Annotated in this window: 23 protein-coding genes and 2 pseudogenes; 12 read left to right on the top strand and 13 right to left on the bottom strand. The window is 59.2% G+C overall.

Features of this window, described 5'->3' with window-relative positions; all coding sequences use genetic code 11:
• The 9 genes from IPF49_07340 to IPF49_07300 all read right to left on the bottom strand — a co-directional run.
• Nucleotides 1-1,283, bottom strand: a 1,283-nt coding sequence (locus IPF49_07340; protein MBK6287435.1) for a capsular biosynthesis protein, incomplete at its 3' end; no start/stop codon positions are given.
• Nucleotides 1,284-1,377: 94 nt separating this feature from the next.
• Nucleotides 1,378-3,363, bottom strand: coding sequence for a capsular polysaccharide biosynthesis protein (locus tag IPF49_07335; GenBank protein MBK6287434.1), 1,986 nt, complete (start codon nucleotides 3,361-3,363; stop codon nucleotides 1,378-1,380).
• Nucleotides 3,360-4,811 carry a hypothetical protein gene (locus tag IPF49_07330; protein ID MBK6287433.1) on the bottom strand — a complete coding sequence of 484 codons (1,452 nt, stop codon included), beginning with the start codon at nucleotides 4,809-4,811 and terminating at the stop codon, nucleotides 3,360-3,362. The genes IPF49_07335 and IPF49_07330 overlap by 4 nt, the downstream gene beginning before the upstream one ends.
• A 677-nt stretch (nucleotides 4,812-5,488) precedes the next feature.
• A complete protein-coding gene (locus tag IPF49_07325) occupies nucleotides 5,489-6,478 on the bottom strand; it encodes a hypothetical protein (protein ID MBK6287432.1) in 990 nt (329 codons plus the stop codon).
• 137 nt (nucleotides 6,479-6,615) lie between these two features.
• Nucleotides 6,616-7,005 carry an HU family DNA-binding protein gene (locus IPF49_07320; GenBank protein MBK6287431.1) on the bottom strand — a complete coding sequence of 130 codons (390 nt, stop codon included), beginning with the start codon at nucleotides 7,003-7,005 and terminating at the stop codon, nucleotides 6,616-6,618.
• A gap of 269 nt (nucleotides 7,006-7,274) precedes the next feature.
• Nucleotides 7,275-7,637, bottom strand: a complete 363-nt coding sequence (locus IPF49_07315; protein MBK6287430.1) for a hypothetical protein — start codon at nucleotides 7,635-7,637, stop codon at nucleotides 7,275-7,277.
• A gap of 383 nt (nucleotides 7,638-8,020) precedes the next feature.
• On the bottom strand, nucleotides 8,021-8,590 hold the full coding sequence (locus IPF49_07310; protein MBK6287429.1) for a hypothetical protein: 570 nt from the start codon (nucleotides 8,588-8,590) through the stop codon (nucleotides 8,021-8,023).
• 125 nt (nucleotides 8,591-8,715) lie between these two features.
• On the bottom strand, nucleotides 8,716-11,094 hold the full coding sequence (locus IPF49_07305; protein ID MBK6287428.1) for a cbb3-type cytochrome c oxidase subunit I: 2,379 nt from the start codon (nucleotides 11,092-11,094) through the stop codon (nucleotides 8,716-8,718).
• Between the two features lie 505 nt (nucleotides 11,095-11,599).
• Nucleotides 11,600-11,998 (bottom strand): DUF2384 domain-containing protein, encoded by a 399-nt coding sequence (locus IPF49_07300; GenBank protein ID MBK6287427.1) that lies wholly within the window; start codon nucleotides 11,996-11,998, stop codon nucleotides 11,600-11,602.
• A 192-nt stretch (nucleotides 11,999-12,190) separates the two neighbouring features.
• On the opposite strand from IPF49_07300, the gene IPF49_07295 reads away from it, so the two are divergent.
• The 5 genes from IPF49_07295 (at nucleotide 12,191) to IPF49_07275 (ending at nucleotide 15,510) form a co-directional block, all read left to right on the top strand.
• On the top strand, nucleotides 12,191-12,454 hold the full coding sequence (locus IPF49_07295) for a DUF1778 domain-containing protein (protein ID MBK6287426.1): 264 nt from the start codon (nucleotides 12,191-12,193) through the stop codon (nucleotides 12,452-12,454).
• Nucleotides 12,441-12,977, top strand: coding sequence for a GNAT family N-acetyltransferase (locus tag IPF49_07290; GenBank protein ID MBK6287425.1), 537 nt, complete (start codon nucleotides 12,441-12,443; stop codon nucleotides 12,975-12,977). Before IPF49_07295 ends, IPF49_07290 begins: the two co-directional genes overlap by 14 nt.
• A 306-nt stretch (nucleotides 12,978-13,283) precedes the next feature.
• Nucleotides 13,284-13,535, top strand: coding sequence for a type II toxin-antitoxin system RelE/ParE family toxin (locus IPF49_07285; GenBank protein MBK6287424.1), 252 nt, complete (start codon nucleotides 13,284-13,286; stop codon nucleotides 13,533-13,535).
• Nucleotides 13,532-13,903: a helix-turn-helix transcriptional regulator gene (locus IPF49_07280; GenBank protein MBK6287423.1), complete on the top strand. Its 372-nt coding sequence runs from the start codon at nucleotides 13,532-13,534 to the stop codon at nucleotides 13,901-13,903. Before IPF49_07285 ends, IPF49_07280 begins: the two co-directional genes overlap by 4 nt.
• Before the next feature lie 401 nt (nucleotides 13,904-14,304).
• On the top strand, nucleotides 14,305-15,510 hold the full coding sequence (locus tag IPF49_07275; protein ID MBK6287422.1) for an ATP-binding protein: 1,206 nt from the start codon (nucleotides 14,305-14,307) through the stop codon (nucleotides 15,508-15,510).
• 241 nt (nucleotides 15,511-15,751) lie between these two features.
• On the opposite strand, the gene IPF49_07270 is transcribed toward IPF49_07275, so the two are convergent.
• From IPF49_07270 to IPF49_07260, 3 genes are read right to left on the bottom strand one after another with little or no spacing between them, the layout of a single operon-like run.
• Entirely contained in the window at nucleotides 15,752-16,075 is a 324-nt protein-coding gene (locus tag IPF49_07270) for a transcriptional regulator (protein ID MBK6287421.1), read from the bottom strand.
• A 17-nt stretch (nucleotides 16,076-16,092) separates the two neighbouring features.
• Nucleotides 16,093-16,404, bottom strand: a complete 312-nt coding sequence (locus IPF49_07265) for a type II toxin-antitoxin system RelE/ParE family toxin (GenBank protein MBK6287420.1) — start codon at nucleotides 16,402-16,404, stop codon at nucleotides 16,093-16,095.
• A 51-nt stretch (nucleotides 16,405-16,455) separates the two neighbouring features.
• The gene (locus tag IPF49_07260) at nucleotides 16,456-17,730 is read right to left on the bottom strand and encodes a hypothetical protein (protein ID MBK6287419.1); all 1,275 of its coding nucleotides are present in this window, start codon (nucleotides 17,728-17,730) and stop codon (nucleotides 16,456-16,458) included.
• Nucleotides 17,731-18,129: 399 nt separating this feature from the next.
• Here IPF49_07260 and IPF49_07255 point away from each other — a divergent pair, with 399 nt between their 5' ends.
• Nucleotides 18,130-18,432, top strand: a complete 303-nt coding sequence (locus IPF49_07255; GenBank protein MBK6287418.1) for a type II toxin-antitoxin system HigB family toxin — start codon at nucleotides 18,130-18,132, stop codon at nucleotides 18,430-18,432.
• Between the two features lie 17 nt (nucleotides 18,433-18,449).
• The gene (locus IPF49_07250; protein ID MBK6287417.1) at nucleotides 18,450-18,818 is read left to right on the top strand and encodes a transcriptional regulator; all 369 of its coding nucleotides are present in this window, start codon (nucleotides 18,450-18,452) and stop codon (nucleotides 18,816-18,818) included.
• Between the two features lie 72 nt (nucleotides 18,819-18,890).
• Here the strand turns inward: IPF49_07250 and IPF49_07245 are convergent.
• Nucleotides 18,891-19,487: pseudogene (locus IPF49_07245) on the bottom strand (EamA/RhaT family transporter).
• Nucleotides 19,488-20,309: 822 nt separating this feature from the next.
• On the opposite strand from IPF49_07245, the pseudogene IPF49_07240 reads away from it, so the two are divergent.
• The 5 genes and pseudogenes from IPF49_07240 to IPF49_07220 all read left to right on the top strand — a co-directional run bounded on the left by IPF49_07240 (nucleotide 20,310) and on the right by IPF49_07220 (nucleotide 23,794).
• Nucleotides 20,310-21,782 (top strand): annotated as a pseudogene (locus IPF49_07240) (IS21 family transposase).
• A 142-nt stretch (nucleotides 21,783-21,924) separates the two neighbouring features.
• On the top strand, nucleotides 21,925-22,686 hold the full coding sequence (locus IPF49_07235; GenBank protein ID MBK6287416.1) for an ATP-binding protein: 762 nt from the start codon (nucleotides 21,925-21,927) through the stop codon (nucleotides 22,684-22,686).
• Between the two features lie 5 nt (nucleotides 22,687-22,691).
• Entirely contained in the window at nucleotides 22,692-22,922 is a 231-nt protein-coding gene (locus IPF49_07230) for a hypothetical protein (protein ID MBK6287415.1), read from the top strand.
• A gap of 123 nt (nucleotides 22,923-23,045) precedes the next feature.
• The gene (locus IPF49_07225; GenBank protein MBK6287414.1) at nucleotides 23,046-23,357 is read left to right on the top strand and encodes an SDR family NAD(P)-dependent oxidoreductase; all 312 of its coding nucleotides are present in this window, start codon (nucleotides 23,046-23,048) and stop codon (nucleotides 23,355-23,357) included.
• Entirely contained in the window at nucleotides 23,354-23,794 is a 441-nt protein-coding gene (locus IPF49_07220; protein ID MBK6287413.1) for an SDR family oxidoreductase, read from the top strand. Before IPF49_07225 ends, IPF49_07220 begins: the two co-directional genes overlap by 4 nt.
• Nucleotides 23,795-24,090 lie beyond the last annotated feature (296 nt).

Genomic DNA, 24,090 nt, shown 5'->3' with positions numbered 1-24,090 from the left:
CAGGCGTGCTGGCTCGCAACCGGCAAGGGTGCGTCCGCGACCACTACCGGGGCGGCGGGCGGCACCGGTGAGCGCGACCATACCAGGCCCGCGTGCGAGCCTGGCAGGTTCAGCCGCTTGTAGAAGCTGCCGTTCAGCTGGGTGTGCTCGATCAGGTAGCTGCGAAAACGCCGGAACAGCTCGCGGTTGACCTCGAGCGACTGCGCCTCGTGCCAGAAATCCTTCAGCGAGCCGGAGAAGGTCAGCCCCGGCATATCGTAGATCGCGGCGCCGCAGGCCTTCAGCGGGGCATTGTGATAGAGCGCCGAGAGCCCCACCGTGCTGTTGACCACCACCACGCCACGCGCATGCTGCAGCAGCGTGGGCAGGTGCTGGTCATGGATATAGTGCAGCCGCCCCTTCAGCTGGTGGACCCGCTCGAGATAGCGGATCAGCTTGCCGTAATCGTGGTAGCCGCGATCCATCGGGTGGTGCTTGATGACCAGGTGCGTTTCGGCCGGTGCCTGCGCGGCGAACGATCGCACCACGTAATGGATGAATTTCTCGACCGTGTCAAAACCCGAGTGGATCTGGATCTGGGCATCGTTGTGGACCTGCAGCGGCACCAGGAAATACTGGCCCGCGAGCGGCCCGGCGAGCTGCTGCTGCACGCGGCGCTCGCGCCAGGCATAAAGGCTCTTGCGGCAGAAACCGCGAAACCACGGCACGGCCTCGAGCAATGACAGGCGCCGGTGATGACGGTAGCCGCGAAACCACGGCTGCAGCACCAGGCTGGCCACGTAGTAGAGGATCGCCCACAGCGCGGCACTCCAGAACGCACCCTCGATGCGCCGTGCCGGCCCGGGTTCCTTGACCTCGCGGTTGAGGTAGAACAGCGGCGAGCGCGGCAGCTGCGAATGCCCGTTCACGCCGTAGCGCTCGAGCGTCACGTAGTGGGGGCGGATATAGCCTTCCTCGAACACGCCGATCTCGAGACCGCGGAAATTCGCGACCTGGCGCGCCACGCGGTGGACCGGGCGGCAGTCGCCGAACATCAGCACCACGTCGATGTTGCGCTCGGTGATCACGCGCCCGAGAAAATCGGGCCACTCGTCGAGGGTGCCGCGGAAATTCAGCCCGTCGAAGGGATAGAACAGCAGGTCACCGCCGTTGAAGTTGATCTTGCAGACCTGGGCCCCGACCCAGCGCAGATCGCGCGCGAGGCGGTGGAAGAAGGGGCCGACCGGGGATTGCAGCAGCAGAACACGCTTGCCGCGAAAGGCTTCCAGGCCGGTGGCTATCATGCAGATCCTCGAGGTACGTTGAAGCAGTATCCGCGAAGGCGGGAAGTGTACCTTTATCGGGAGGGGTAGCGGCACCCCCCATTCGCGTGCGTATTCACCTTGTGCGGCTCAGCAGCACCAGCAGCGGGCGCAACAGCGCGCGCCACCGGGGCCGGCCATGGCGTTCGCGGGCCTGCCATTCGGCGAGGTCGAGCAGGGCATTCCCGGGGTCGGTGAAGCGCCGCGTGCGCCAGCCGAGATAGGCCGGATACAGCAGCAGGGTGGCGGCGACCAGCTCATCGAGACCGCGGCGCCGGGTACGCCGCGCCAGCGCGTGGCGATCCTCGGTAAGACCCCAGCCGGCATAGAACGGCAGCCCGTGACACACCACCCGCTTGCCCCGCAGCAGGGCCTCGAAACCGGCCAGCGACGTCAGGACCTGCACCTCGTCCACCGCCTCCAGCAGCTCGCCCATCGGGCAATCGAGCACGATCTCGTCGCAGCAAGCCGCGGCCTCGTGTTCGCCGTGGCCCGCGCGGCGCAGCCCCGCCACCACATCGGGGTGCGGCTTGTAGAGGATCCAGGCCTCGGGGTTCGCCGCGCGCGCGGCCCGCAACAGCTCGATATTGCTCGCGATGCCCGGGGTCGCGAGCGCGATCGCCGCATCGCTCTCGACCTGCCCCACCACCAGCACCACCCGCGCGACGCCGGGCGGACGCTGCCATGTTCTGGCGCCGACGTTGTACTTGGTGAGGCCCGCCGCGACGATGCCGCGGCGCAGTTGCGCGGCGCGCTCCAGCAGCGGCGCATCGAATTCATGGTGCTCCAGCAAGTGCTCGAGATCGGAGGGACTACGGGCATCGAAATAGATCCCGCGCCGGTCCATCACCCAGCTCAGCGGGCGGACCAGGTCGGCACCCAGACCCACCGAGCGCAGGAAGCCGTCCTCGAGATGCACCCGTTCGGTATCCGCCGCCACCACAACCTGCTGCCGGCCCCACACCGCCAGCGTGGCGCCTCGAGGCACGGCATGCGGGCTGCGCACGAAACGTAGATTCGAGCCGGCGAAATAACGCCGCAGCAGCGGTTTTTTCCAGGGCGAGAAACCGAGCGCATGGACCACGGGCGGAAAACGCGCGTGCATGCGCCGCTGCAGACCGAGATGCGCGAGCACGACTTCGGGGCCGCAGACCGTGCCGCGATCGGGATCGAGATAGCGCGGGTAATCCACCAGCGCCGCATGCGCGAGCTGCGCCAGCGTGGCCGCGGTGCGCCGTTCCGGGGCCGGCAGCTCGTCATGGCTCAGACCCCAGCCGGCATAGAACGGCATCCCGAACACCCGCAGCCGGCGCCCCCACAGCAGCGCCTCGAAACCGAGCTGCGAGCTCACCACGTATACCGCCTCGGCGCGTTCCAGCAGCGCCGCCGGGTGCACGTTCTCGGCCAGCACGCGCACGCGTGGCCGGGCCGCGGCGCGCTGCAGATCGATATGCCCCCGCGCCTTGCCGGCGAATACATCGGGGTGGGTCTTGAGCAGCACCGTGCAGCCGGGGTTCTCAGCGAGCGCGGCCTGCAGCATGCGCTCGAAACTTGCCTGATCGGCGAGCCCGTACGCGACCGAGGCATCGCCGCGGGTCTGGTCCGCGACCAGCACGAAACGCGCCGGCAGCTCGCCCGCGTGATCGCGCAGCGCGTTGTATTTCGAGACCCGCTCGCGGCGCCAGGCCGCGATCAGCGCTTCGCTGCGCGCCAGTTGTTCGGCATCGAGCGCTTTGGTCACCAGCCGCTCGAGCCGCGAGGGGCCGCTCGCGTCGTAGTAGATGCCCTCGTCATCGATCACCAGCGACAGCGGCGGATCCTCGCTGCCAAGACCGAGCGAGCGCAAAAAACCGTCTTCGAGCGCGATGAACGGCAGGCCGTGGCGCGCGGCGTAACGGCGCGCGCGCGCGGTGCCGGGGCGCCGGCCCCAACCCGCGATCGCAGCGAGATTGCGCGGCGCGAACAGCCCCGAACAGAACACGACCTCGGCATCGAGAAACTGCGCCAGCACCGGGATGCGGCGGATACCGCGTGACAGCACCCCGATGCGGCGCCGGCTCACGGCAGCTCCCGTTTCGCGCGGGCCTCGTGTTCGCACCAGGCGAGCGCGCGTTGGTGAATTGCGTGGCGCGTGGTTTCGTCACGCATCAGCGCGAGCACCGCCTCGACCCACTCGCCGGGCTTGTTCGCGCACAGCACGCCGGTTGCACCGGGCTCGATCTTCCCGGCATAGGGCGCCAGTGCGGAGTAGACCCCGGCGGCGCCGAGGCGCGTGATATCGAACAGCTTGGCATGCGAGCGCGCGCGGTTGAACGGCGTATCGAAACACGGCGCGAGCCCGACCAGGTAATGCGCACCGGCGGCATGCGCGAGGTATTCGGGCCAGCGCATCGGGGGGCGCACCCGCACCCGCGGGATGCCCGCGAACAGGCGCCGCACCCGTGCGTCACCGAAGATCTCGAAGTGCCAGTCGCTTTGCGCGGCCTGCAGCTCACGCACCACCGGCACCAGCCAGGCGATCTCGTCGCGATGCGCCCGGCTGCCGTGATAGAAATAGATGCGCTCGGGTGCGGCGCGGTTGGCGCACGGCAGGTACAGCGGTTCGCAGACGCGCGCCGCGGCCTCGGGATAGCGCCGCCTCAACTCGTCGGTCGAGACCCACACCTCGGAACACACCCGCTCCAGCGCGCGCCGCGCCAATGCATAACGCCACGCGGTGCGCCAGGCATAGTAGAGCGGCAATTCGCCGGCGCGCATCGCCTGCGGAATATCGTCATCGAGCAGGTAGACCACGCGCGCGAGCCGGGCGCGGTGCTGTTCGAGCCAACGCAGCCAGCTGCGCGGCGCATGGCGCACGATGATCACGCACGCGCCATCGGGCAGCACGCAAGCGGCGGCCCGCGTGGCCCGGGTATCGATATAGCGGGCTTGCTCGCCGAGGCGCGTGCGCAGGTAGATATCGGTGGTGGGAATCAGACCCGGTGACAGCACCAGCCACTCGCCGGCGTGTTCGGTGCGCGCCGCGCGCGGGCGGAACAGCCCCGCGCCACCGGCGATGGATTCGAGCATGCCGGCGAGCAGGCTGCGCATGCTCATGATCCACGGATGCGTTTGCGGAGCGGCCTCGAGCTTGCGGATGCGGGCCTGCGCCTTGAGCAGTTGTGTGTCGACGCGAAACAGCGCATCGAGCGCCGCGGCCGCGAGCTGGTCGGATTGCGCGGCATTCGCGGGCGGCGGCTTCCAGCCCTGCACGCCGCGACCGGCGTAGAACTGCGCGGACCACCACGCCGGGTCATCGCGCATCCGCGCGCGGCTTTCGTCATCGAGCAGTTCGAGCAGTTCGAGATTGCTGCCATGGCTTTCGTGCACGATGCGCGCGCAGGTGTCTGCATCCAGCACCCACGGCGTGCCGGCACCCTCGAAATGCAGATGGCGCCCGATCGCGAACTCGATCGCCGAATCGTCGGGCGTGGCGCGCAGCCAGCGGTGGCGCTGGAACACGCGCAACACGGTCTCGGGCAGGCTCGGGTTGACCGCGGCGGTGGCGCGGCGCGGCGGCGCCCAGCAGGGCGCAGAAATCCGCCACGATATCGGGCGGCAGCAGGCGCACATGCACTTTCGACACACCCGGCACCTGCTGCCAGCCATTGACCACATCCGCCCAGCCCACGCGTTGCTGCTGGTTGCGTACCCAGCGTTGCGGTGGCACGTCTTTCCACGCCCCCCACTGCCACCACGCCGAGTTGCACCACGCCACCTGCGGACGCACGTAGATCACCACCTCGGCATCGACGCCGAGCTGTTCGAGGATGCGCGTGTCGCGGAATTCCGCGTGCTCGTGCCCCCAGGCCTCGTTCGAGAGCAGCAGGCGCGCACCGCCGCTGGCCGCCTCGCGCAATTGCCCCGCGACGCCCCGGCGCCGCACGCCGGCGAAGCCGCCCAGATGCGCAACGCGCACCGAGGCCACGTAGCCGCTGGAAAGATTCGCCGCGCGGTCGCGCAACGCGCTGCCCTGCAACAGCTTTCCATTGCCTAGCAGGGCCACGTAGCGCAGCGCGCGAGCGTCGCGGTCGCGCAGTTCCGGCGAGCCCGACAGCGCCAGTTGCAGCGCGCTGCTGCCGCACTTGGGCATGCCGACATGCAGCACCACGGATATGCTGTTCGGGCGGCTCATCGCGGCGCGCCGCTCAGCCGGCGTCGTCGAGCAGGTTGAGGATGCGCCCGATCACCGCGACCTTGTCGGGCAGCGGCGGCGCTTCCCAGGCCTCATCGCCACGCGGCTCGGGCTCGCGGAACAGCACGCCGTCCTCGCGCCCGAGAAAGGTGCGCGCGATGTATTCGTAATCGGGGCGGTTTTCCTCGATCAGGCGCCGGCGCAGCCGCGGGCGCATCAGGTCCACCGCGGCGGCGGGCGCCGCTACGCGCTCGGCCAGCAGCTTTATCTTCAGTGTCTCGCGCATGCGCGGCGAGATCCGCGCGCGCTGCACCAGGTCAAGGATATGCACCACGTCGCCGGCCAGCGATTCGTTGACCCGTTCGCTGCTGCCCGCCGCGCCCGCGGCAAGTTCCGCGAGGCCGGTGGTGCGCAGGAAATCGGCGACCACGCCGCCCTCGTTCTGGGCCGCTTCGTAGGGGCGCACGCAAATCGCGGGCACGCCGAACACCTCGGCCCAGCGCTCGAGCAGTTCACGATGGCTGGCGCGCGCGCTCTTGCGCTTGCGGCAGAACTGCAGGTAGGCGTTGATGCCCGGTTCCCAGGGCGGGTTCGCGACCATCTTCACCGCCTGGTTATACGACGACAGCCACCAGTGATCGTGGCGGCGCAGGTACACGACGATGCGGCAGTCGAAGGCGGAAAGGAATTCGCGCACGCGCGCGATGTCGCCACGCAGCACGAAATCCTCGGAGCTGAGGATCACGCTCTGTGCATCGCTGGCCCGCACCTCCTCGAGCAGCGCGCCGCGCAGGGCTTCGAGTTCCGGCGCATTCACCGGCGGCTTGCCGTGGGCAAAGCCGAGTGCGCGGCTGAGGCCGTAATGCGCTTCGCCGGCCCGTCCGGTGACCGGGTACAGCACGCTTTCGCGCACGAGCTCGGCGCGATGGCTGCTCAGGTAACGCTGGATGGCGCTGGTTCCGGTCTTGTTGATTCCGATATGGAGATACAGTCTGGGCGGCACGAGGTTTCCGTGATGAACAAGGGAAAACACGGCGCCACTCGAGCGCCGCGCCCCATGTTACCGGACCTTGGGAGTCCGGCGCAGCCTGTCATGCCCGGGGCCGTGCGCTTGCGCACTCCCCCGGGGCGGCTACCGCTTTATTCTCCGGCTGGTGCCTTGGCGGGTTTGATTCGGCGGAAGAACATGCGCTTCTCCGCCGTGCTTTTACCCTCGGGGGTGACCTGCTTCACGGTGAAGCGTCCCAGCCCCGGGATCTGTACGACGCCTTCATCGGTCTGGTCGATCTGCGCTCCGATCTGGCTCACGATCGCGCGCACGAGCCGCGCGGTGCGCTTTTCCGGCATGTTGCCGATCAGTTTTTCGTTCTCGGTGCGCAGTTGCTGCACAAATTCGTTCATCTTCATTTCATATGCTCCAATGTTGGTAAATACAATCAAAAAGGGGTTATTTTTTGCATCAAAAAGGCAAAAAGGGGACAGATTTATTTTTTTTCGGGCCCGACGCAAGGCACTTGCTGCTCCGCTCACTGGACTGGCGGCCCTCCGGGCTGCCCTCTCTCCGCCCGGAGCCTGCTGCGCAGTCTCCGGTCCTCGCTCGGCGCTGGTCCTTTATGTTCGCTACGCAGCAACCACCTTGCGTCACTCGGCTCGTGCCGGGTTCGGGGGGAAGAGGAAGAAAGAGAGGCCGGGAGTTGGTCTCGCGTTCTGGGCTTTTTGTGGGGTGCTGGTGCTTCGGGTTTGCCAGGTAGTGGCTGTCATGCGTTTTCATCGGGTGTCGTTCGGCAAGGTGAATCGCGTCAGTCGATCACGCGCTTGATGGTCTTTCGCAGCAACTGCAGCTCGGGAAGTATACTGCCCGTAATCCAGTCCAGTTCCGAAAGATTATCCTGGCGCTGGAACCAGCGATTGGCGGCCGCGAGAGTCTCGGCCAAGGTCCGTGCGGCAAGCTCCTCGCGGAGCCCGGTGGTACGCTGCTCGTGCTCGATCCAGGCGCAGGCCTGAACATATTCCTCTTCCGTGAGTTCAGCGTGCAACTCCTTGGAAATAATCGGATTTCCCAATGGAATACGCCCGACCACCGCAGCCTTCGGACGCTTCAGCTCCGGATCGTAGGTGGTGCGGATGAACTGCACCACGTTCTTGCGAATCCTGAAGTGCACCGCAACTCCCCGCTCAACACATGACGCCGGCATTATACTGCCCGCATTTTCTACATTGCAACAATTTCTTAAAAAAGAACAGATTTATTTATCGCACCACGCCCAACGCAAGACGCAAAACGCAAGACGGCTACTGCGTAGCGAACATAAAGGACCAGCGCCGAGGGAGGGAGGGAGGGAGGGAGGGAGGGAGGGAGACTGCGCAGCAGGATCGGGACCGACCGAAACCGAGGGTCGCCCGGAGGGCCGCCAGTCCAGTGCGCGAAGCAGCAACCGACTTGGGTCGGGCCGCTCGAAAAAATAAATCTGTCCCCTTTTTGGTCGCTTTTTGTTTTTGGTCCTGGAAAAATAAATCTGTCCCCTTTTTGGTCCCCTTTTTGGGGTCAATTTTTCGTTAACACCTGTGACACCTGTCCTTGTTCGAGATTCAGGGAGGCCAACTCTTCGAGGCCAATACGGACATTCTCCCTCGCGGCACCTTCTGTCGCGGCACGAACGCGGTTGGCGCCAATCAGCCCGCCCTCGAATGCTCCACCGGTATAGGTCGATTGAACATTCTTGTGCAGTAACAGCGTATTCCCGGCGCCACCATGAAGCTCCCAGACCGCATTCATGCTGACTTCCATCCTTGCGCTGAATGATGGCGCACTGACTTTGATGATGCGAATTTCCAGCTGATACTGTGTGCTGTTGCTGTCGTCGGTACTGGAAAGAAGCCCACTGGCAGCAATGGCATCGGTGACGGTTTGCTCGAAATACTCGGTGCTGATGCCGGCAAAAGCACCCGTCACCGTCAGGCTGACCTGACCTATATGGTGACTTTCCGATGCTGGCGGATTCTCCGGAATTATGGTTTTAGCTATGGTCATCATCGGGCATAGCGTCAATGCACCGACCACGATGAACCATAATGCGGAGCGCCGGGGCGTGCATCGATAGCCAAAACTATTCATTGCTCATCTCCTCTCCTCTTCTGAAAAGATCACTCCGAACACTTCCTCACTCATTCCCCTCAACGCCCTGACCCTGACCATTCATGGAATGATCAGGGTCAGGAGCAGCCTCTTTTGCGTGCTTATTATCCGCCCAATGATGGGTCCTTCTGGGCAGCCCACTCACGTGCGTAGACTGTCCATTCGCCTTCCTCGACGTCCTCCTCCTTACGGCGAATCGAGGTAGCTCTCGACACGATGAACCAGACAAGAGGTATTACACCGCCGAAGATGAACACGGCCCCGCCAATCGAACGCATGTAAGTCAAGGTTGCGAACACGGGCCCTGTTACGATCTCCGCAGATCGTGCGTACCAGGTTCCCTCGGTGAAGGCGACCCAGGTCTGATACAGTCCGACCGGAAACAGATCGAGGAACATCATCATCGCCAACCCGATGTTGAGCGACCAGAACGCCGTCTTGATCAGTTTGGGATTCCAGGCAGACTTGTGGAACAAATGCTGGCAGCAGAACAGCATTCCACCCAGTGCAATATTGCCTTTTACCCCGAACATGGCGGCGTGAGCATGGTTGCCGGTCAGGTAGGTTGCATGTTCATAATAATTGACGATCGGCAGGTTGATCAGCGAGCCCAATACTCCCGCGCCAAAAATATTCCAGAAATTGACACCAAGTATGAACAGCCAGACACCCTCCATGACAAAGGTCTGCTTTCCCTGGATACGGTACTCTTCGGCCCTGTTGCCCTCCTGCCGCATCTGCCATGCATCAAGGGTAAGCAAGAGCAGCGGCAGAACCTGGAGGGTCGAGAACACGCTACCAAGCGCGATGATCCCGGTCGGTTTGGCAATCCAGTAGAAGTTGTGGGAAATGCCGATTGTTGCGGTGATCAGGAAGAGCATCACGGCGAGAAAGATAACGCGTTCCGCCATCAGTCGCGTGATCAGACCCATCTGGACGAGCATGTAGCCGATGATGACGGTTGTGAATACTTCGAAAGTAACCTCAACCCACATATGAACGACCATCCAGCGCCAGTAGTCCGAAATGGCGAAGTTCATCTCCGGCTGCACCAGCAGGCCGAAGAACAGGAACATGACCATTATTCCGCTGCCGTAAAGAAGCCACGAGGGAACCGACCAGATATTCTTTCTTGTCAGCCACGGCTTCACGCCACGGTAGATTATGAATATCCACAGGCTGAACGCGGCCAGCAGGGTCATCTGGAAGAATCGCCCGAGTTCCATGAACTCCCAGCCCTGGCTTCCGAACCAGTACGCCATATCGCCCGTGATCATCCCCGTCTGTCCGAGATAGATGCCCACCAGGGCGCCTACACCGGTAATCATGCACAGCGCAAACAGCACGTTGATCAGGAACTTCTGGCCTTTCGGTACTTTCGATATCCTGGGCAGGAAAAATAACGTGTAACCGACCCAGCACATGAAGAACCAGAATATCTGCAGCAGGGTATGGTAGCTCCGAGCAACACTGAAAGGGATGAGTTCGTTCAGAGAAACACCGAAAGGACGGACGAAGTCGGTTGCGGCAATGACGCCTCCCAGTATCTGAACACCGAACACCACGATGGCCAGAACAAAAAATTTGTAGGTGGACCGCTGGGTGGGACGAACGTATTCGTTCTCGAGATCGTAGGTAGTGAGATAGGTCTGGCTCCCGCCTTCGTCGTCGCTATCGAACACATCGACAGGCGCCGTTTTCATCTGGCCGTATACGTACAGGACTGCTCCGATACCCAGAAACAGTGCGAAAATCGAAAGTACGCTCCAGAAAAAAGTTGCTTGGGTCGGCGTGTTGCCGGCCGCCACGTCACCGGGCCAGTTATGCGTATAGCTGTAGGTTTCGCCCGGCCGATTGGCACCGGAAACCCACCCTCCCCAGAAGAAGAATGATGTCAGGTTCCGAATGTCGTCCGGGTCCGAGATGAATCCAGCCGGATCGAATGCTTCTGAATATTTGGAATCGGTAAACATCCGAGTGTAATGATCGTTCAATTCCCGGAATGCGTTGATCTGAGCGTCGTTGAGCCGAATGTTCCCGGCGTCCTCGTCCCAGGTGTTGGTGTGGATCTCCCGTATTACCCTGGCAGCGATCGCATCCCTGTGGTACTGCGTCAGAGCTTCAGGACCCTCACGTTCCTTCAACTCGTTTTCATAGAAATTTCTCATGCCGACAACAGTCCGGTGCAAGGCGTCGGCCGTGAAATCCGGCCCTCGTTCCGCACCGTCACCCCAAAAAGAGCCGTAAGTCATCAGGCCCCTGAGGTGAAACACTTTCTGTCCAAGTATGATTTGGTCCTGGGATATCACTGTCTCACCGCTGGGCGACACGAAGTCGACCCGCGGCGGACTTCCCATATAGGTGGCGCCGCCAAGATAAATCAGCCCGGCGATACAAATCGCGGCGACAATCAGGAAATGTGCCAGCCAATATCGCTTGTTCAGCAATATTAGTGCTGTATTCATCTTCAGTGTTTCGCTCATTTTCGAGCTCCTCTGTTAGTGTAGAGTCACAAGGCACCGCAAAGTCTGGCGGACAAACGTCGGGGCTATTAAGACAGAGATTCCTGAATACCGCATCCGCCGTATGACGGATGACTTGTCGCTAAAAATGATGTTTCCGCCAGCCGCGCATTCGCAGTCACGGTGATGGTGGAATGGCACTTGCTCGCGCCGATGGCGTTACAGATGACCATGGGTGCGTGTCCCGAACACCGCTATGTTTCGCTTGAGGATCTCGACCAGAGGGAATTTGCCGAAACAGACCCACGGGGGGTTTTGAACCAGTTTACCGAGGAGGCCATCCTGGAGAGGCGCAACGCTGTCCTGCCTGCCCTGTTTTCCTATCTGCAGACACGCGTCGATGAACGACAGCAACCCGGCGAATTTATCCTGACGGGATCCCAGCAGTTTGGCAGGCACACCGCCCTGTCACACAACCAAAAGCAACAGTCCGAGGGCGAAAAGCTGCTGGCACTGTGGGCGGTGCTCATGACAGTTGACTATCGAGATGCTCTCGAACAACCGCCAGGTCGACGACCAAACCACCCAACATTTTGTCCACTGGCGCCGAGCCATCGAACAGCGGATTGTCATTGGCTGCATGAATCCACCGATCGTTTTGCGCCTCATCCGGAAAGAGAATCTGTAACGCCCGGTAGATACCCAGGATATAGCTGGCCCGTTCCAGACAGTCCCGGGTCAGCTTTGCTTTTCCCGGCTGGTTTTTCCAGTTGTAGAGCGTCTTTTCATTGCTCAACCCCAGCAGCGTCATCTGCTGCTGCCCGGTAAGACGCCAAAGCGAGAAAATGTTGAAGATCACCGGCAGCAGGGAACCCGATTCTATCGAGTACGGCTGCGATAATTGCTCGAAGTTGGTGTCTATCATTTTCCATACACTGTAAGAATACAGCATCGGCAGACTCTCATACTGTACTGTTACAGTCAATGAGCGCCACGGACGGACTCCTGAACGCTCTCCTTGCTTTTACGGAAACACTCCGCAATACTTTCCCTCGTTACGGATTTATTCCGTAGAGAATTTTCGGAGATGATTATGCCCAAACCTGTACGTTATGAAATGCAGTGGGATGAAGAAACCTATGCACTGGCAGAGCGCGCGGCACGTGCGTCGGGCTTAACCAGTATCAAGGCCTATGTCACTCAGCTGGTGAAGCAACATGCGCCTGAAGTATTGGAAGCCTACAGCAGTATTCAACTGACCAATGCGCAGTTCGACGCTTTTTGCGAGGCCTGTGACAATCCGCCTGCGCCAACAGCCAGGCTTCGTAAGGCAGCACAAGCACTTGACCAAGAGGGCTTCGTGCTGAATGCCGACCGTTGAGTTTTTGCCACTGGATCCACGCGCGATCAATGTCAAAACATTTGATTGCGGCAAGGAGTCCATCAACGTGTATCTTCGCCGCTATGCGGCGAAGAACATGGCACTGAACCTGAACCGAACCTTTGTACTCCCCTTTACCACCGAAGACAGTACCACCGGGGACAGTTCAGCGAAGCCTCAGGTAGCCGCGTACTACACGCTGGCCCATCAGACTTTGGTGCGCGAAGAACTGCCAGACCCGTATCGCCTGCCGCGCTATCCCGTTCCCATCATTTTACTGGCGCGACTCGGCATCGACCAACGGTTGCATCGGCAAGGCCTGGGAGCAAAAACGCTGGCGCATGCGCTAAGGCATGCCTATCAGATAGCGAGCAACCCGAAGGGCTTGCCCGCCATGGGCGTCGTCCTCGATGTGCTCGACAACGACGCACTGGCCTTCTACCAATCGTTCGACTTCTTCTTGCCGTTGACCGCCAACCCCATGAAGCTGTTTGTGCCCATGGCATCTCTGGAGACACTGTAACTACAACTCCCTGGACCTGCCCGATCCGAAGTCACAGACATTTTTTGAAGGCACTGGCCGTGATGGTCACAGCAAAGGCAAACATTATTTGCCACCGCCTGTGAATGCCCGCCAACATAAGGTCGAAAACAGGATCACCCCTGCATAAACGAAAAAGCCCGGCAATTACGCCGGGTTTCGTGGCCCTGGAGTCTGTTGTTACCAGGCGGTGCCTGACATTGCCCGTCAGTGCCGGTCACTCCCACTCGATTAGCAATAAGCAATATTTTTACTTGAATAAATATAGCATAATGCTATATTTTACACATGAGCACAGTGCAGTACAGCAGGAAAGCAATTAAAGGCATTCGGAAACTGCCCGCAAACGTTGCTGACCAGTTTCGTACTGCATTTCAGGAAATAGCGGATAGCCGTGGCCATTGGAATGTTAAAAAACTGGCAGGCCGGGAAGGTTATCGTCTGCGGATTGGCGGGTATCGTGGTATTTACAAGATTGAAGGCGAACAGGTAACGGTTCTTGTGTTAGATGTTGGCCCACGTGGAGGTATCTACAAATGAGTACACAGATCATTGAGAACAATGGCGTGCCCGAGTATGCGGTGGTGCCAATTGCCGACTACCGGGCATTAATCGAAAAGGCTGAAATGCTGGACGATGTAGCCGCTTTTGATAAGGCCGAAGCCACACTGGCGGCAGGCGAGGATGAACTGGTGCCGTCTGATATCGTTGATTTATTGCTGGCCAATGTGAACGCAGTGAAAGTTTGGCGTGAGTACCGTGGCTTGTCACAGGCTACTTTGGCTGATGCTGCAGGCCTGTCACAGGCGTATATCGCGCAGATTGAGACCGGCAAGCGTGAAGGACGGGTTGATGCCTACAGGGCTATTGCCAACGTCCTGGAAGTCACTGTAGATGACTTGATTTAATATGAAGAGAACGCAAGCCATTACATCGGACTTATTCTGCGTATCGGGAAGAGTGGTGGCAATAACTATCGTCGATGTGGAAGATATACTGCTCCAGTGCGAGCCTCCACTTACTCGGGACTGTAACTAAATCTGTGTAACTGCCTATGTGTTGCCAATTCCGGTCATTCCCACTCGATTATAAATAAGCGGGTTTTCTTCTTTATATTCATGAAGATATTTTTGGCCTGCAGCCTAATACCATGAAAAACACCATGCTCAGAATTTATTGATCAATTAGAACTAACGAGCATATGTTTATTGGTACCTACCTCTTTGGAAGGCAGGGTTTAATCAACACCCATAAATCAGCTAATTGAGAATTACATTGACAATTAGCCGAATAATTCCATAATGTAGTCATGGAAAGCCAACAGAAACCAATCGTGACCTATATCTCCCGAAACGCGGAATCCAGACTTAAACACTTCGCCAGTGGCTATCCAGTGCTTGTCATCACGGGTCCACGCCAGTCTGGAAAGTCCACCCTGGTTCGACATGCTTTCCCCGAGCATCGTTATGTATCGCTTGAAGATCTCGACCAGAGGGAATTTGCGGAAACGGACCCCCGTGGCTTTTTGAACCAATTCAACGAGGGTGCCATCCTGGATGAGGCGCAACGTTGTCCTTCCCTGTTTTCCTATATTCAGACCCGCGTCGATGAGAAACAACAACCCGGTGAATTTATCCTGACGGGTTCCCAGCAATTTGGCCTGTTGTCAGGGATCACACAGAGTCTCGCAGGCAGAGCTGCATTACTGACGCTGCTACCCATGACTTACGACGAGTTACAGCGCGCAGAAAAAGTTGACCAGAACCTCGATAAGATTCTCTTTGATGGCGCCTACCCCCCAATCTTCGACCGCGGACTTGAACCACACCCCTGGCATGGAAACTATGTGCGCACTTACCTGGAACGAGATGTCCGGCAATTAATCAACGTCCAGGATTTGGGAACCTTTCAACGCTTCCTGAAATTGTGCGCAGGCAGGACCGGACAACTCCTCAATCTTTCCTCGCTGGCCAACGACTGCGGGATTACGCATAACACGGCCAAGGCCTGGATATCCGTGCTGGAAGCAAGTTACATCGTGCATCTGTTGCCGCCACATCATCAGAATTTCAATAAGCGTCTAGTCAAAACACCCAAACTCTATTTTTTGGATACCGGTCTTGCAACCTGGTTGCTCGGCATCCAAAACCACGAACAACTGTCTACCTACGTTCAACGGGGTGCCTTATTCGAAACCTGGGTTATCAGTGAATTGCTGAAAGCCCGTTATAACGCGGGTGAAACCTCGAACCTTTACTTCTGGCGTGATCGTCCGGGACACGAGGTAGACCTACTGATTGACCATGGCACCCATCTGTCACCGATGGAAATCAAATCTGGACAAACCATCAATAAGGATTACTTCAAGGGGCTGGAATTCTGGCGAAAACTGGCCGGTAACACCGCCGGACAAGCATGGCTGGTTTATGGCGGCGACAACCGACAGACACGTTCCGCTGTCACTGTTCTGCCTTGGCATGAAATCCACTCCGCGCAGATTGTTATGACTGCATGATTCAGCCATCATTCCCTATCCGCGTCTATTTTGCTCAGATCATCCAATGCACTTTCAGTCATAAAAATCAATGCATTAAAAATACCGGTCACTCCCACTCGATTGTAAACAAGCCGTTTTTATCTTTTATATTCAATGGCTTATTTTCCCTCTAATTCGCAATACCATGAAAAATACCATGCTCAGAAAATGCTTAAAAATACTTTGAATATTGGCCAATTGGCCGCTGCCTTACAAATCCCTAGGCCACCCTCCGTGCTTTGACTTCGAGGTGTATACCCTCCTGCTCCTGCAGGTAGTGGATCACAGCAAACAGGTTACTCGCCTGAGGATTCCCTTTCGGCCCAAACATGCGCATGAGGCTCTTGCTCGATTTGTCGAAGACTTGGGAGAGCTCCTCGAACCCCATCGTCGCGTTGATATAGTCGCGCAGCACTGCCTTGCCCGTATCGACGTCACCGGCGAGCAGGCATTCGGCTCCTTCCTGCAGCAGAGCCTTACGGAACGCAGGATCCCGTTGAGCGCGTGCCTGAATGGTGTCCTTAAAATCTTTTGTCAGAGCCATCGTTACACCTCTTGCCGTTATCGGCGTTTGTAGTCGCGCCAATGCCCTTTTGCAGCCGAAATATCCGCGTCCTGGCGTTTCTTGGTGCCGCCCGCGAGCAATAACACCAACCGGTCGCCCTCCTTGCCGAAGTAAATCCGGTACCCCGGACCAAAATCGATGCGGTACTCATAGACGCCGGCACCCACACCTTTCACGTTAGAGAAATTTCCCTGCTCCATCCGATGGACGGCTGTCGCCACCTTGACCGCCGCGGCGACATTCAGACGATTGAACCATTTGGCATATGGACTGCTTCCCTCGGCATCAAGGTATTCCCTAATCTCGATCATGTGATCCAGATGGTAGCATATATGTTACCTTTATCAACGCCCAAATAGTCATCCATTTTCGCCCACGGGGGAATTGTCGTCCCCATGGTCTCGCATTCGCCCCTGCAGAGCCTGGCGAACAAACTGTCTGGCCGCGTTCTGTCTTCCGGCATTGTCGTTCACCTCGACGAGCAGCCGCATCTGCTCGCTGACTTCGTCAGCCTTATTCAATCGGGTGGCAGCGTCCATCGCCAGGTAATACGCGGCCACCACATCGATGCTGGTCACCTCGTAACCCCACCCTTCACTCAACCAACGCAGCGCCGCCATGGCGGTACCGAGAGCAAATGCCGGTGCCGAGTCAAGATAATCCCTGGCCGCCCTGGTCAGCGTTTTCGGATCACAGGGACTCTGGTTGGCGAGTTCCAGTGCCAGATCAAACAACTCGAGTTTCTTCGCGGTTGCAAACCACTTGCCCTCTTCTCCCGGCGTGGTCTTGATTAGATCAGCAAGCATTTCTGCCGGCTCCATCATCGGATAGCGATTCGCCACAGCACGATACCGCGCGAGATACGAATTGCCCTGGGCCGCGCTTAACCCATAGCGCCGATAAGCCTCGTCCTGCAGGCCGGAGGAAATCAGGATTTCTTCGCAGACTTGGTCAATCGCCGAATCAGGTTGGTTGAGCCCTCTCGATGCCTCGGCGTATTTCAGGGCTTCCGACTTCTTGCCCATCGCCAGCATTGCTTCAACACCGAAGCGGCGATAATGCCAGAAGGGTTTGCGGTCCAGCGCCAGCAGGTCAAGCAGATCCTGGTGACGTCTGGCCACCAACAGACAGGACAGACAGGCCGATGCGCCATGAAAATAGTTACCCGGATTCGGGTCAGTCCAGCACGACTTCAGCGTTGGCATCAATTCCTCTGCCCACTGATTGGCTGTTTCCAACGATCCACATAGCTCGCCCCAGCGGTCACCCACCGGGCCAAGGTAATCGACGCCATCATCTTCCATGGCCTGCCATACCCGTTCGAGCCATTTGTCGCGCGTTTTGGCCTCAGCCGGCGCATTGATGATTAAGGGAATCAGGTCATAAAGTGTTTTGTTCACTGCGGAACCCAAGGCACCGCTGGAACTGTCCACATGCTCCAAGGCAGGCCAAAGCTTTTCTATCAGGCGAACCGCGCCTTCTGCGGCGAGAACAGGCTCCTGCTTCGCAACCTTTTTGATTTCGGAAACAGCTTCGCGACGTCGTTGGCAAGCTAACCTGGAGGATTTCCAGCTATAGGCTCCAGCACGGAAGCGTGCGGGAAAGACCCATTTCTGTTTCGAGGATTTCGTCATGCCCTCACCCACTGCGTTGTGCAGCCGGATTCAACTCCCTTCCTGTCGAGAAGTTTCTAAAAAACATTGATAACGCGGATTGTATTATCAATTGAGCTTATTTTATTTTTATATTTCAATGTGTTACTCATTCCGGTCACTCCCACTCGATTGTAAACAAGCCATTTTTATCTTTTATATTCAATGGCTTATTTTCCTGATAAACGGCGATACCATGAAAAATACCATACTTAGAGATTCCTTCGAAAAGTTCTATTTTTCCACAAACCCATAAGCACTGGATGCCTCATTCGAACGCTATACCAAGAGGAGATACAGGTTGATTACGTTAGCAATATGTGCGAGCGACCAAAAAAGCCAATTGTAAAAGTCCCATTTTGGGACTAGCATGTCGGTAACATGAGAATCATCGCACTATCGACACTGAAAGCCTTCTGGGAAGAGAACCCGGAATATCAGGATGCCAAAGAGCCAACATTGGCCTGGTACCGTCATGCCTTGCATGCGGACTGGAGGTCACCTGCCGAGGTAAAGCAGGCCTTCAGGAATGCCAGCATCCTTAAAGACGGCCGAGCGGTGTTCAATATTGCGGGGAACAAGTATCGACTTGTCGTGTGGATCAATTACGCCTACAGGGTTGTATATATCCGCTTTATTGGCACCCATGTGCAATACGACAAGATTGATGTGCAAACCATTTAACTACCGGAGGATTAATCATGGACATCAAACCGATTAAAACTGATGCTGACTACCGTGCGGCATTAAATGAAATTGAAAGCCTGATGATGGCTGGGCCAGACACCCCGGAAGGTGAAAAGCTGGATGTCATGGTCACACTTATCGAGGCTTATGAGGCCAAAAATTTCCCGATGGATTTGCCTGATCCTGTTGAGGCAATCAAGTTCGAAATGGAACGCAAGAGCTTGACCGTAAAAGACTTGGAGCCGATGATCGGCAAAAGTAATCGCGTTTACGAGATTCTTAATCATAAACGCTCGCTGACTTTGAAGATGATCTGGAAGCTTCACGAAGGCTTGGGTATTCCTGCTGAGTCGTTGATCAAACCACCTCAAGTTCATGGCTAATCACTCTTCAGAAGAAGAGGAGCTCTGCAGCAGAGATGAATTTGAGGCTTCGGCAACTTGATTGCATTGCCGCTACCAGGCCGCTCTGGGAGTATTGGACTGTTCACGCGTAGCATTGCCAATCGTAAGCATGGTAACGCCAACGGCAATCAGGGTAGCCCCGAGAAAGAGCCCTTCTGGCGGCGTTTCACCCTGCAGAAATATTGCGACTGGTACACCGACAAGGGCGCCGACAGATCCCAACAGACTCAGAAAAACCGGTCCACCAGCTTTCTGCAGCAACAGCAGCAGCAAAAACATCCCCGCAAAGACCAGGGCCTGTACGGCGATCAGAATGAATGACAGGCTTTGGTCCATCGGTACCGCGAGCGAGAAACCAGGCAAGAATCCGGCACCCAGCAACATCATTGCGGCGGCAACCAGTATCCCCGGGGCCAACGCATCGGCAGATACGCCTTTGGGCCAGCGCAGCGTACGATAGAGGTTACCGATGGCCAGCAGGACCGGACCGACAAGAACAAAAATAACCCAGAAGCTATCGGCATCGGGCGTGGAAAGTTTTTCTGCCGCCAGAATACCGGCTCCTACTAACGCAGCCACCACACCCGCGGCGCGAACTGCCTGAAAACATTCCATCTTGAGTGCCAATGCGCCGATATAGGTCAGTAGTGTTAACCGCGACCTAGAACCGCGTGATTCTTTGGGATTTCGCCACAGCTGATGCATGAGCCGGTTGCCGGCATCGCGGGGCGGTAGCTGTGCGTGTGATGGGTTCTGGAGGCGCGATCCGATCGGATCGGCCACGTCCCGGTATCGACTGCGATTGTGCTGAACGCCGGCGCCCTCATGAGTCGAGTGCGACAGCTGCGCTATGCTGACCGGGATGCCCAAAAAGCGAAGGCCCGGACAAATTCCTGACAGAACCCCGGGCCTTCTTCATGCGATCACCGCAAGGGCATGGTCGCCGTGCCTTTATGCGCGTTTTGCATGGCGTTGTCCAGTTCCCGTCTGGAAACACCGTGCATGGCGGAGCCCGCCGAATCGCATCGCTTGTATGTGTGCGCCCGGTGTGGCGAGCAGGTGCATATCTGCCGCCGCTGTGATCGGGGTCAGATTTACTGCGCCGGGGACTGCGCCGCGATGCGGCGGCATGACTCGCGCAAGCGCGCCGCCGCGCGTTACCAGGCAAGCCGTCATGGCGCGATCCAGCATGCGGCCCGGCAGCGCCGATGGCGTGCGCGCACGCGCCATGCAGAACAAAGAGTGACGCATCAGGGTTCCCTCGGCGATGGCGATGCCGGCACAGTGGCGGCGCATTCCAGCACGCCACTCCGAGCCCTCGCCTATGCCAGCAGTGCCACCCGACAGCGGTCATTTGTCCCTCGCCACGCAGCGCCCGTGCCGCGCTGCACCTTCTGTGGCCGTGCACTCTCACCGTTTATGCGCCTGCACGCCCTGCGCCCACGCTTATGAGGCGGGGCAATTGCGCTCATGACCATCCCGCGCGCACTCGAAGCCGAGATCGAGCGCCTGCATTACGCCGAGAAGTGGCCGATCGGCACCATCGCGACCCAGTTGCGCGTGCACCACGAGACGGTGCGCCGGGTGCTTGCCCAGGCCGGTGTGCCGGTAGCGGTGAACGCGGGGCGTGCGTCACTGATCGATCCGTACCGGGTGTTTCTCCTCGAGACGCTCACGGCGTACCCGACGATACGCGCCACGCGACTCTTTACGATGGTGCGCGAGCGCGGCTACCCCGGGGCCATCGATCACTTCCGCACCCTGATCGCGCCGCTGCGGCCACGACCCGCAGCGGAGGCGTATCTGCGCCTGCGCACACTCCCGGGCGAACAGGCACAAGTCGACTGGGCACACTTTGGCAGCCTCACCGTCGGGCGTGCCACGCGCCCGTTGATGGCCTTCGTGATGGTCCTCAGCTACTCGCGTCACCTGTTCCTGCGCTTCTACCTCGGTGCCGCCATGGACAACTTCCTGCGCGGTCACGTTGCAGCGTTTGAGCACTTTCAAGGCGTTGGAAGAACCCTGCTCTACGACAACCTGAAATCAGCGGTGCTGGAGCGCCGTGATGCAGCGATCCGCTTCCACCCCACACTGCTCGACCTTGCCGCCCATTACCGCTTCCAGCCCCAGCCTGTAGCCGTGGCAAGGGGGAATGAGAAGGGGCGAGTCGAACGGGCTATACGGTATGTACGCGACGCCTTCTTTGCTGCACGCACGTTCCGCGACATCGACGATCTCAACGCCCAGGCGCTCGCCTGGTGCCAGGGGGAGGCCGCCGCACGGTTGTGTCCCGAGGATCGGACACAGCGCATCGCCTGCGTCTTCGCCGCCGAGCAGCCCTACCTCATCGCGCTGCCCGCCAATCCCTTCCCCACCGAGGAGCGGGTCGAGGTCAGCGTCGGCAAAACACCGTATGCGCGCTTCGACCGCAACGATTACTCCGTCCCCCCTACGCTGGTACGGCGCACGGTCACGGTCTACGCCACGCTCGATGGCGTGCGTATCCTCGACGGCGCAACCGTCATCGCCAGCCACCGGCGCAGTTTCGACCGCGACCAGCAGATCGAGGACCCCGCGCATATCGCCGCCCTCGTGGCTCACAAGGCTGCCGCCCGCACCCACCGTGCCCAGGACCGGCTGCAGCATGCCGCGCCCAGTACGCAGGCGCTGTTCCTGCGCGCCGCCACCCACGGCGTGCAACTCGGTGCACTCACCCGCGGACTCCTCGCGCTGCTCGACTCCCACGGCAGTCACGCCCTCGAAGCGGCCATCGCCGCCGCGTTACGCGAAGACCGCGCGCACCTCGGCGCCGTGCGTCACTTCATCGATCAGCACGCCCATGCCCGCCAGCAAGAGCCACCCCTCGCGGTGCACCTGCCCGATGATCCGCGCCTGCGCGCACTCAGCGTGCGCAACCACCCCTTGAGCGATTACGAACACCTCACACCGCAGCCCGTCGATGCCAGCCACAACGAACCCCTCACGCCGGAGCCAACCGATGCCAGCAACACCACCGAAGACGAGGCCCTCACAGCGCAACCAACCGATGCCAGCGATCACGTCGACGCCAACGCCATCCGCACCGATGACACTTGATGCCCTGCGCGCACGTCTGCAGCACCTCGGCCTCTACGGCCTGCGGGCACAGGCCGAGACCCTCGCCACCGAACCCTGGCTCGAACGCCTGCTCGCCATCGAGGAAGCCGAACGCCAGCGCCGCTCCCTCTCGCGTCGCCTCGGCAACGCCCGGCTCGGCACCTTCAAACCGCTCGCCGACTTCGACTGGCACTGGCCTACCACCTGCAACCGACCCCTGATCGAGGAGTTGCTCACGCTCGACTTCCTCCGCGATGCCACCAACATCGTGCTGATCGGCCCCAACGGTCTCGGCAAAACCATGCTCGCCAAAAACCTCGCCCATCAGGCCCTGTTGCACGGCCACAGCGCCCGCTTCACGCTCGCCTCCGACATGCTCCATGACCTTGCCGCCCAGGACTCCTCCACCAGCCTCGCGCGGCGCCTGCGCCGCTACACCAACCCCACGGTCCTCGCCATCGACGAAATCGGCTACCTCTCCTACGACACCCGCTACGCCGACCTCCTCTTCGAGGTCATCACCCGGCGCTACCAGGCCGAGCGCTCCGTTGTGTTGACGACCAATAAACCGTTTGGGGAATGGAACCAGGTCTTCACCCACGCCGCCTGCGTCGTCACCCTCGTCGACCGCCTGATGCACCGCGCCGAGATCGTCGAACTCGCCGGCAAGAGTTATCGCCTGAAAGAGGCCACCGAGCGGGCCACGCAAAAGGCCAAGTCCCGAGCCGACACAGCGCGCAAGGAGCGCTGAGGCATATGCCACCACGCAAGCGAAACCATCACATTGATTTGCCCGGCCACCTGAGCGACGAGAGCGCCGCAGAGATTCTCGACTTCCTTTACCACCTCACCGCGACTTTCGAGTCGCGATACTTTGCCCAGATTCATCGTTACTACGACAACCTGCGCGCCGACAGGATGAGCTGCGTACCCGCGCAGGGCCATCCCGCACCCGATCCAAACGACCCACAAGCCGATCCGTTTTGATCACGCCAATACGGCGACGATACGGGCGTGCGTCCGATCACCAGAAATCACGCGGATTTATGTCGCGGTTAACACCAGGAAGGATTCTCCCGTTCTCACCGCACAATCAAGAAAGAGGTAGTTATGGCACGATTTGATGACAAAGTGGTTTTGATTACAGGTGCCGCATCTGGTATCGGCAGGGCATCGGCCGAACGCATCGCCAGCGAGGGTGGCAAGGTCATCTGCGTTGACCTTAAAGCAGAAGCAGTGCAGGAAGTGGCTGACGGCATCATCGCCAACGGGGGGGAAGCCTGTGCCAGGGTCTGTGATGTCACTGACCAGGCTGCGGTCAATGCGACAGTCGCTGAAGTGGTAGAAAAATACGGTAAGCTCAACGCGCTGTGCAATATCGCGGGTATATTGCGCTTGATCACACCCACGAAGTCAAAATGAAGGATTTTGAGCGGGTGATGCAGGTCAACTGCTACGGCTTTGTTCATGATGTGCCAGGCGGCGATCCCCATCTGCTGAAAGCAAGGGATTTATTGTCAATATGGCTTCCCTCGGCCGCGTTGGGAGCACACGCTTGGACTGCGGCATTCGTCCTCAAAGGCGCTGTATTGGCTCTGACCCGGTGTATCGCCAACGAGTACAGCCTGCAGCGGCTTAATTGCAACGCCATCTGCCCGGGCGGTATAGATACTCCCATGGTGGGGTGGCGTCAAGCGCCCGACAATATCGATGCTCGCCTGTTGAACAAGGCCATGCTACCCGACTGGTTACTTTGCCCCCGCGTCGGATATTGCCAGTGCCGCAGCATTTTTTCTGTGGAGACGCCAATCATATCAATGGCGAGCATATCCGCCTCCGATGGCGGCCTGATGTCTTGAATTTCCACTTTCAGTACACCACACCGCCACGCGCGCAAAGGATGCCCGCGTTTCACAAGGACCTGTTCTAACACGGGGTCGAATGCTTGCTCGCTGGTGATGTCGATACTGGCAAGTTGGTGCTGCGCGGTGATGTTCCATGGGCAATTTTCAGCGGTGATTAGCAGCAATTTCTGGTAACTTCTCAGTCCGATGTGCATCGATGGACCTATGCGGTGTTCTCGCGGCAGCGCTGCTGTGCGATGTTGGCGGATCGGCTCTTTCTGGGGCGTGGATCTCGGTGGGACCAGCGCCAC

The sequence above is a fragment of the Gammaproteobacteria bacterium genome, from assembly GCA_016705365.1.
GTDB lineage: Bacteria > Pseudomonadota > Gammaproteobacteria > Pseudomonadales > UBA5518 > UBA5518.
Note: the sequence above shows the minus strand (reverse complement) of the source record. Positions and strands in the feature narration are given on the sequence as shown.

Bases quoted from the DNA above. Each gene is read 5' to 3' on its own strand.
- IPF49_07310 (MBK6287429.1), bottom strand. From the start codon at position 8,590: ATGAATAGTTTTGGCTATCGATGCACGCCCCGGCGCTCCGCATTATGG.
- IPF49_07305 (MBK6287428.1), bottom strand. From the start codon at position 11,094: ATGAGCGAAACACTGAAGATGAATACAGCACTAATATTGCTGAACAAG.
- IPF49_07300 (MBK6287427.1), bottom strand. From the start codon at position 11,998: ATGATAGACACCAACTTCGAGCAATTATCGCAGCCGTACTCGATAGAA.
- IPF49_07295 (MBK6287426.1), top strand. From the start codon at position 12,191: ATGCAGTGGGATGAAGAAACCTATGCACTGGCAGAGCGCGCGGCACGT.
- IPF49_07290 (MBK6287425.1), top strand. From the start codon at position 12,441: ATGCCGACCGTTGAGTTTTTGCCACTGGATCCACGCGCGATCAATGTC.
- IPF49_07285 (MBK6287424.1), top strand. From the start codon at position 13,284: ATGAGCACAGTGCAGTACAGCAGGAAAGCAATTAAAGGCATTCGGAAA.
- IPF49_07280 (MBK6287423.1), top strand. From the start codon at position 13,532: ATGAGTACACAGATCATTGAGAACAATGGCGTGCCCGAGTATGCGGTG.
- IPF49_07275 (MBK6287422.1), top strand. From the start codon at position 14,305: ATGGAAAGCCAACAGAAACCAATCGTGACCTATATCTCCCGAAACGCG.
- IPF49_07270 (MBK6287421.1), bottom strand. From the start codon at position 16,075: ATGGCTCTGACAAAAGATTTTAAGGACACCATTCAGGCACGCGCTCAA.
- IPF49_07260 (MBK6287419.1), bottom strand. From the start codon at position 17,730: ATGACGAAATCCTCGAAACAGAAATGGGTCTTTCCCGCACGCTTCCGT.
- IPF49_07255 (MBK6287418.1), top strand. From the start codon at position 18,130: ATGAGAATCATCGCACTATCGACACTGAAAGCCTTCTGGGAAGAGAAC.
- IPF49_07250 (MBK6287417.1), top strand. From the start codon at position 18,450: ATGGACATCAAACCGATTAAAACTGATGCTGACTACCGTGCGGCATTA.
- IPF49_07235 (MBK6287416.1), top strand. From the start codon at position 21,925: ATGACACTTGATGCCCTGCGCGCACGTCTGCAGCACCTCGGCCTCTAC.
- IPF49_07230 (MBK6287415.1), top strand. From the start codon at position 22,692: ATGCCACCACGCAAGCGAAACCATCACATTGATTTGCCCGGCCACCTG.
- IPF49_07225 (MBK6287414.1), top strand. From the start codon at position 23,046: ATGGCACGATTTGATGACAAAGTGGTTTTGATTACAGGTGCCGCATCT.
- IPF49_07220 (MBK6287413.1), top strand. From the start codon at position 23,354: ATGAAGGATTTTGAGCGGGTGATGCAGGTCAACTGCTACGGCTTTGTT.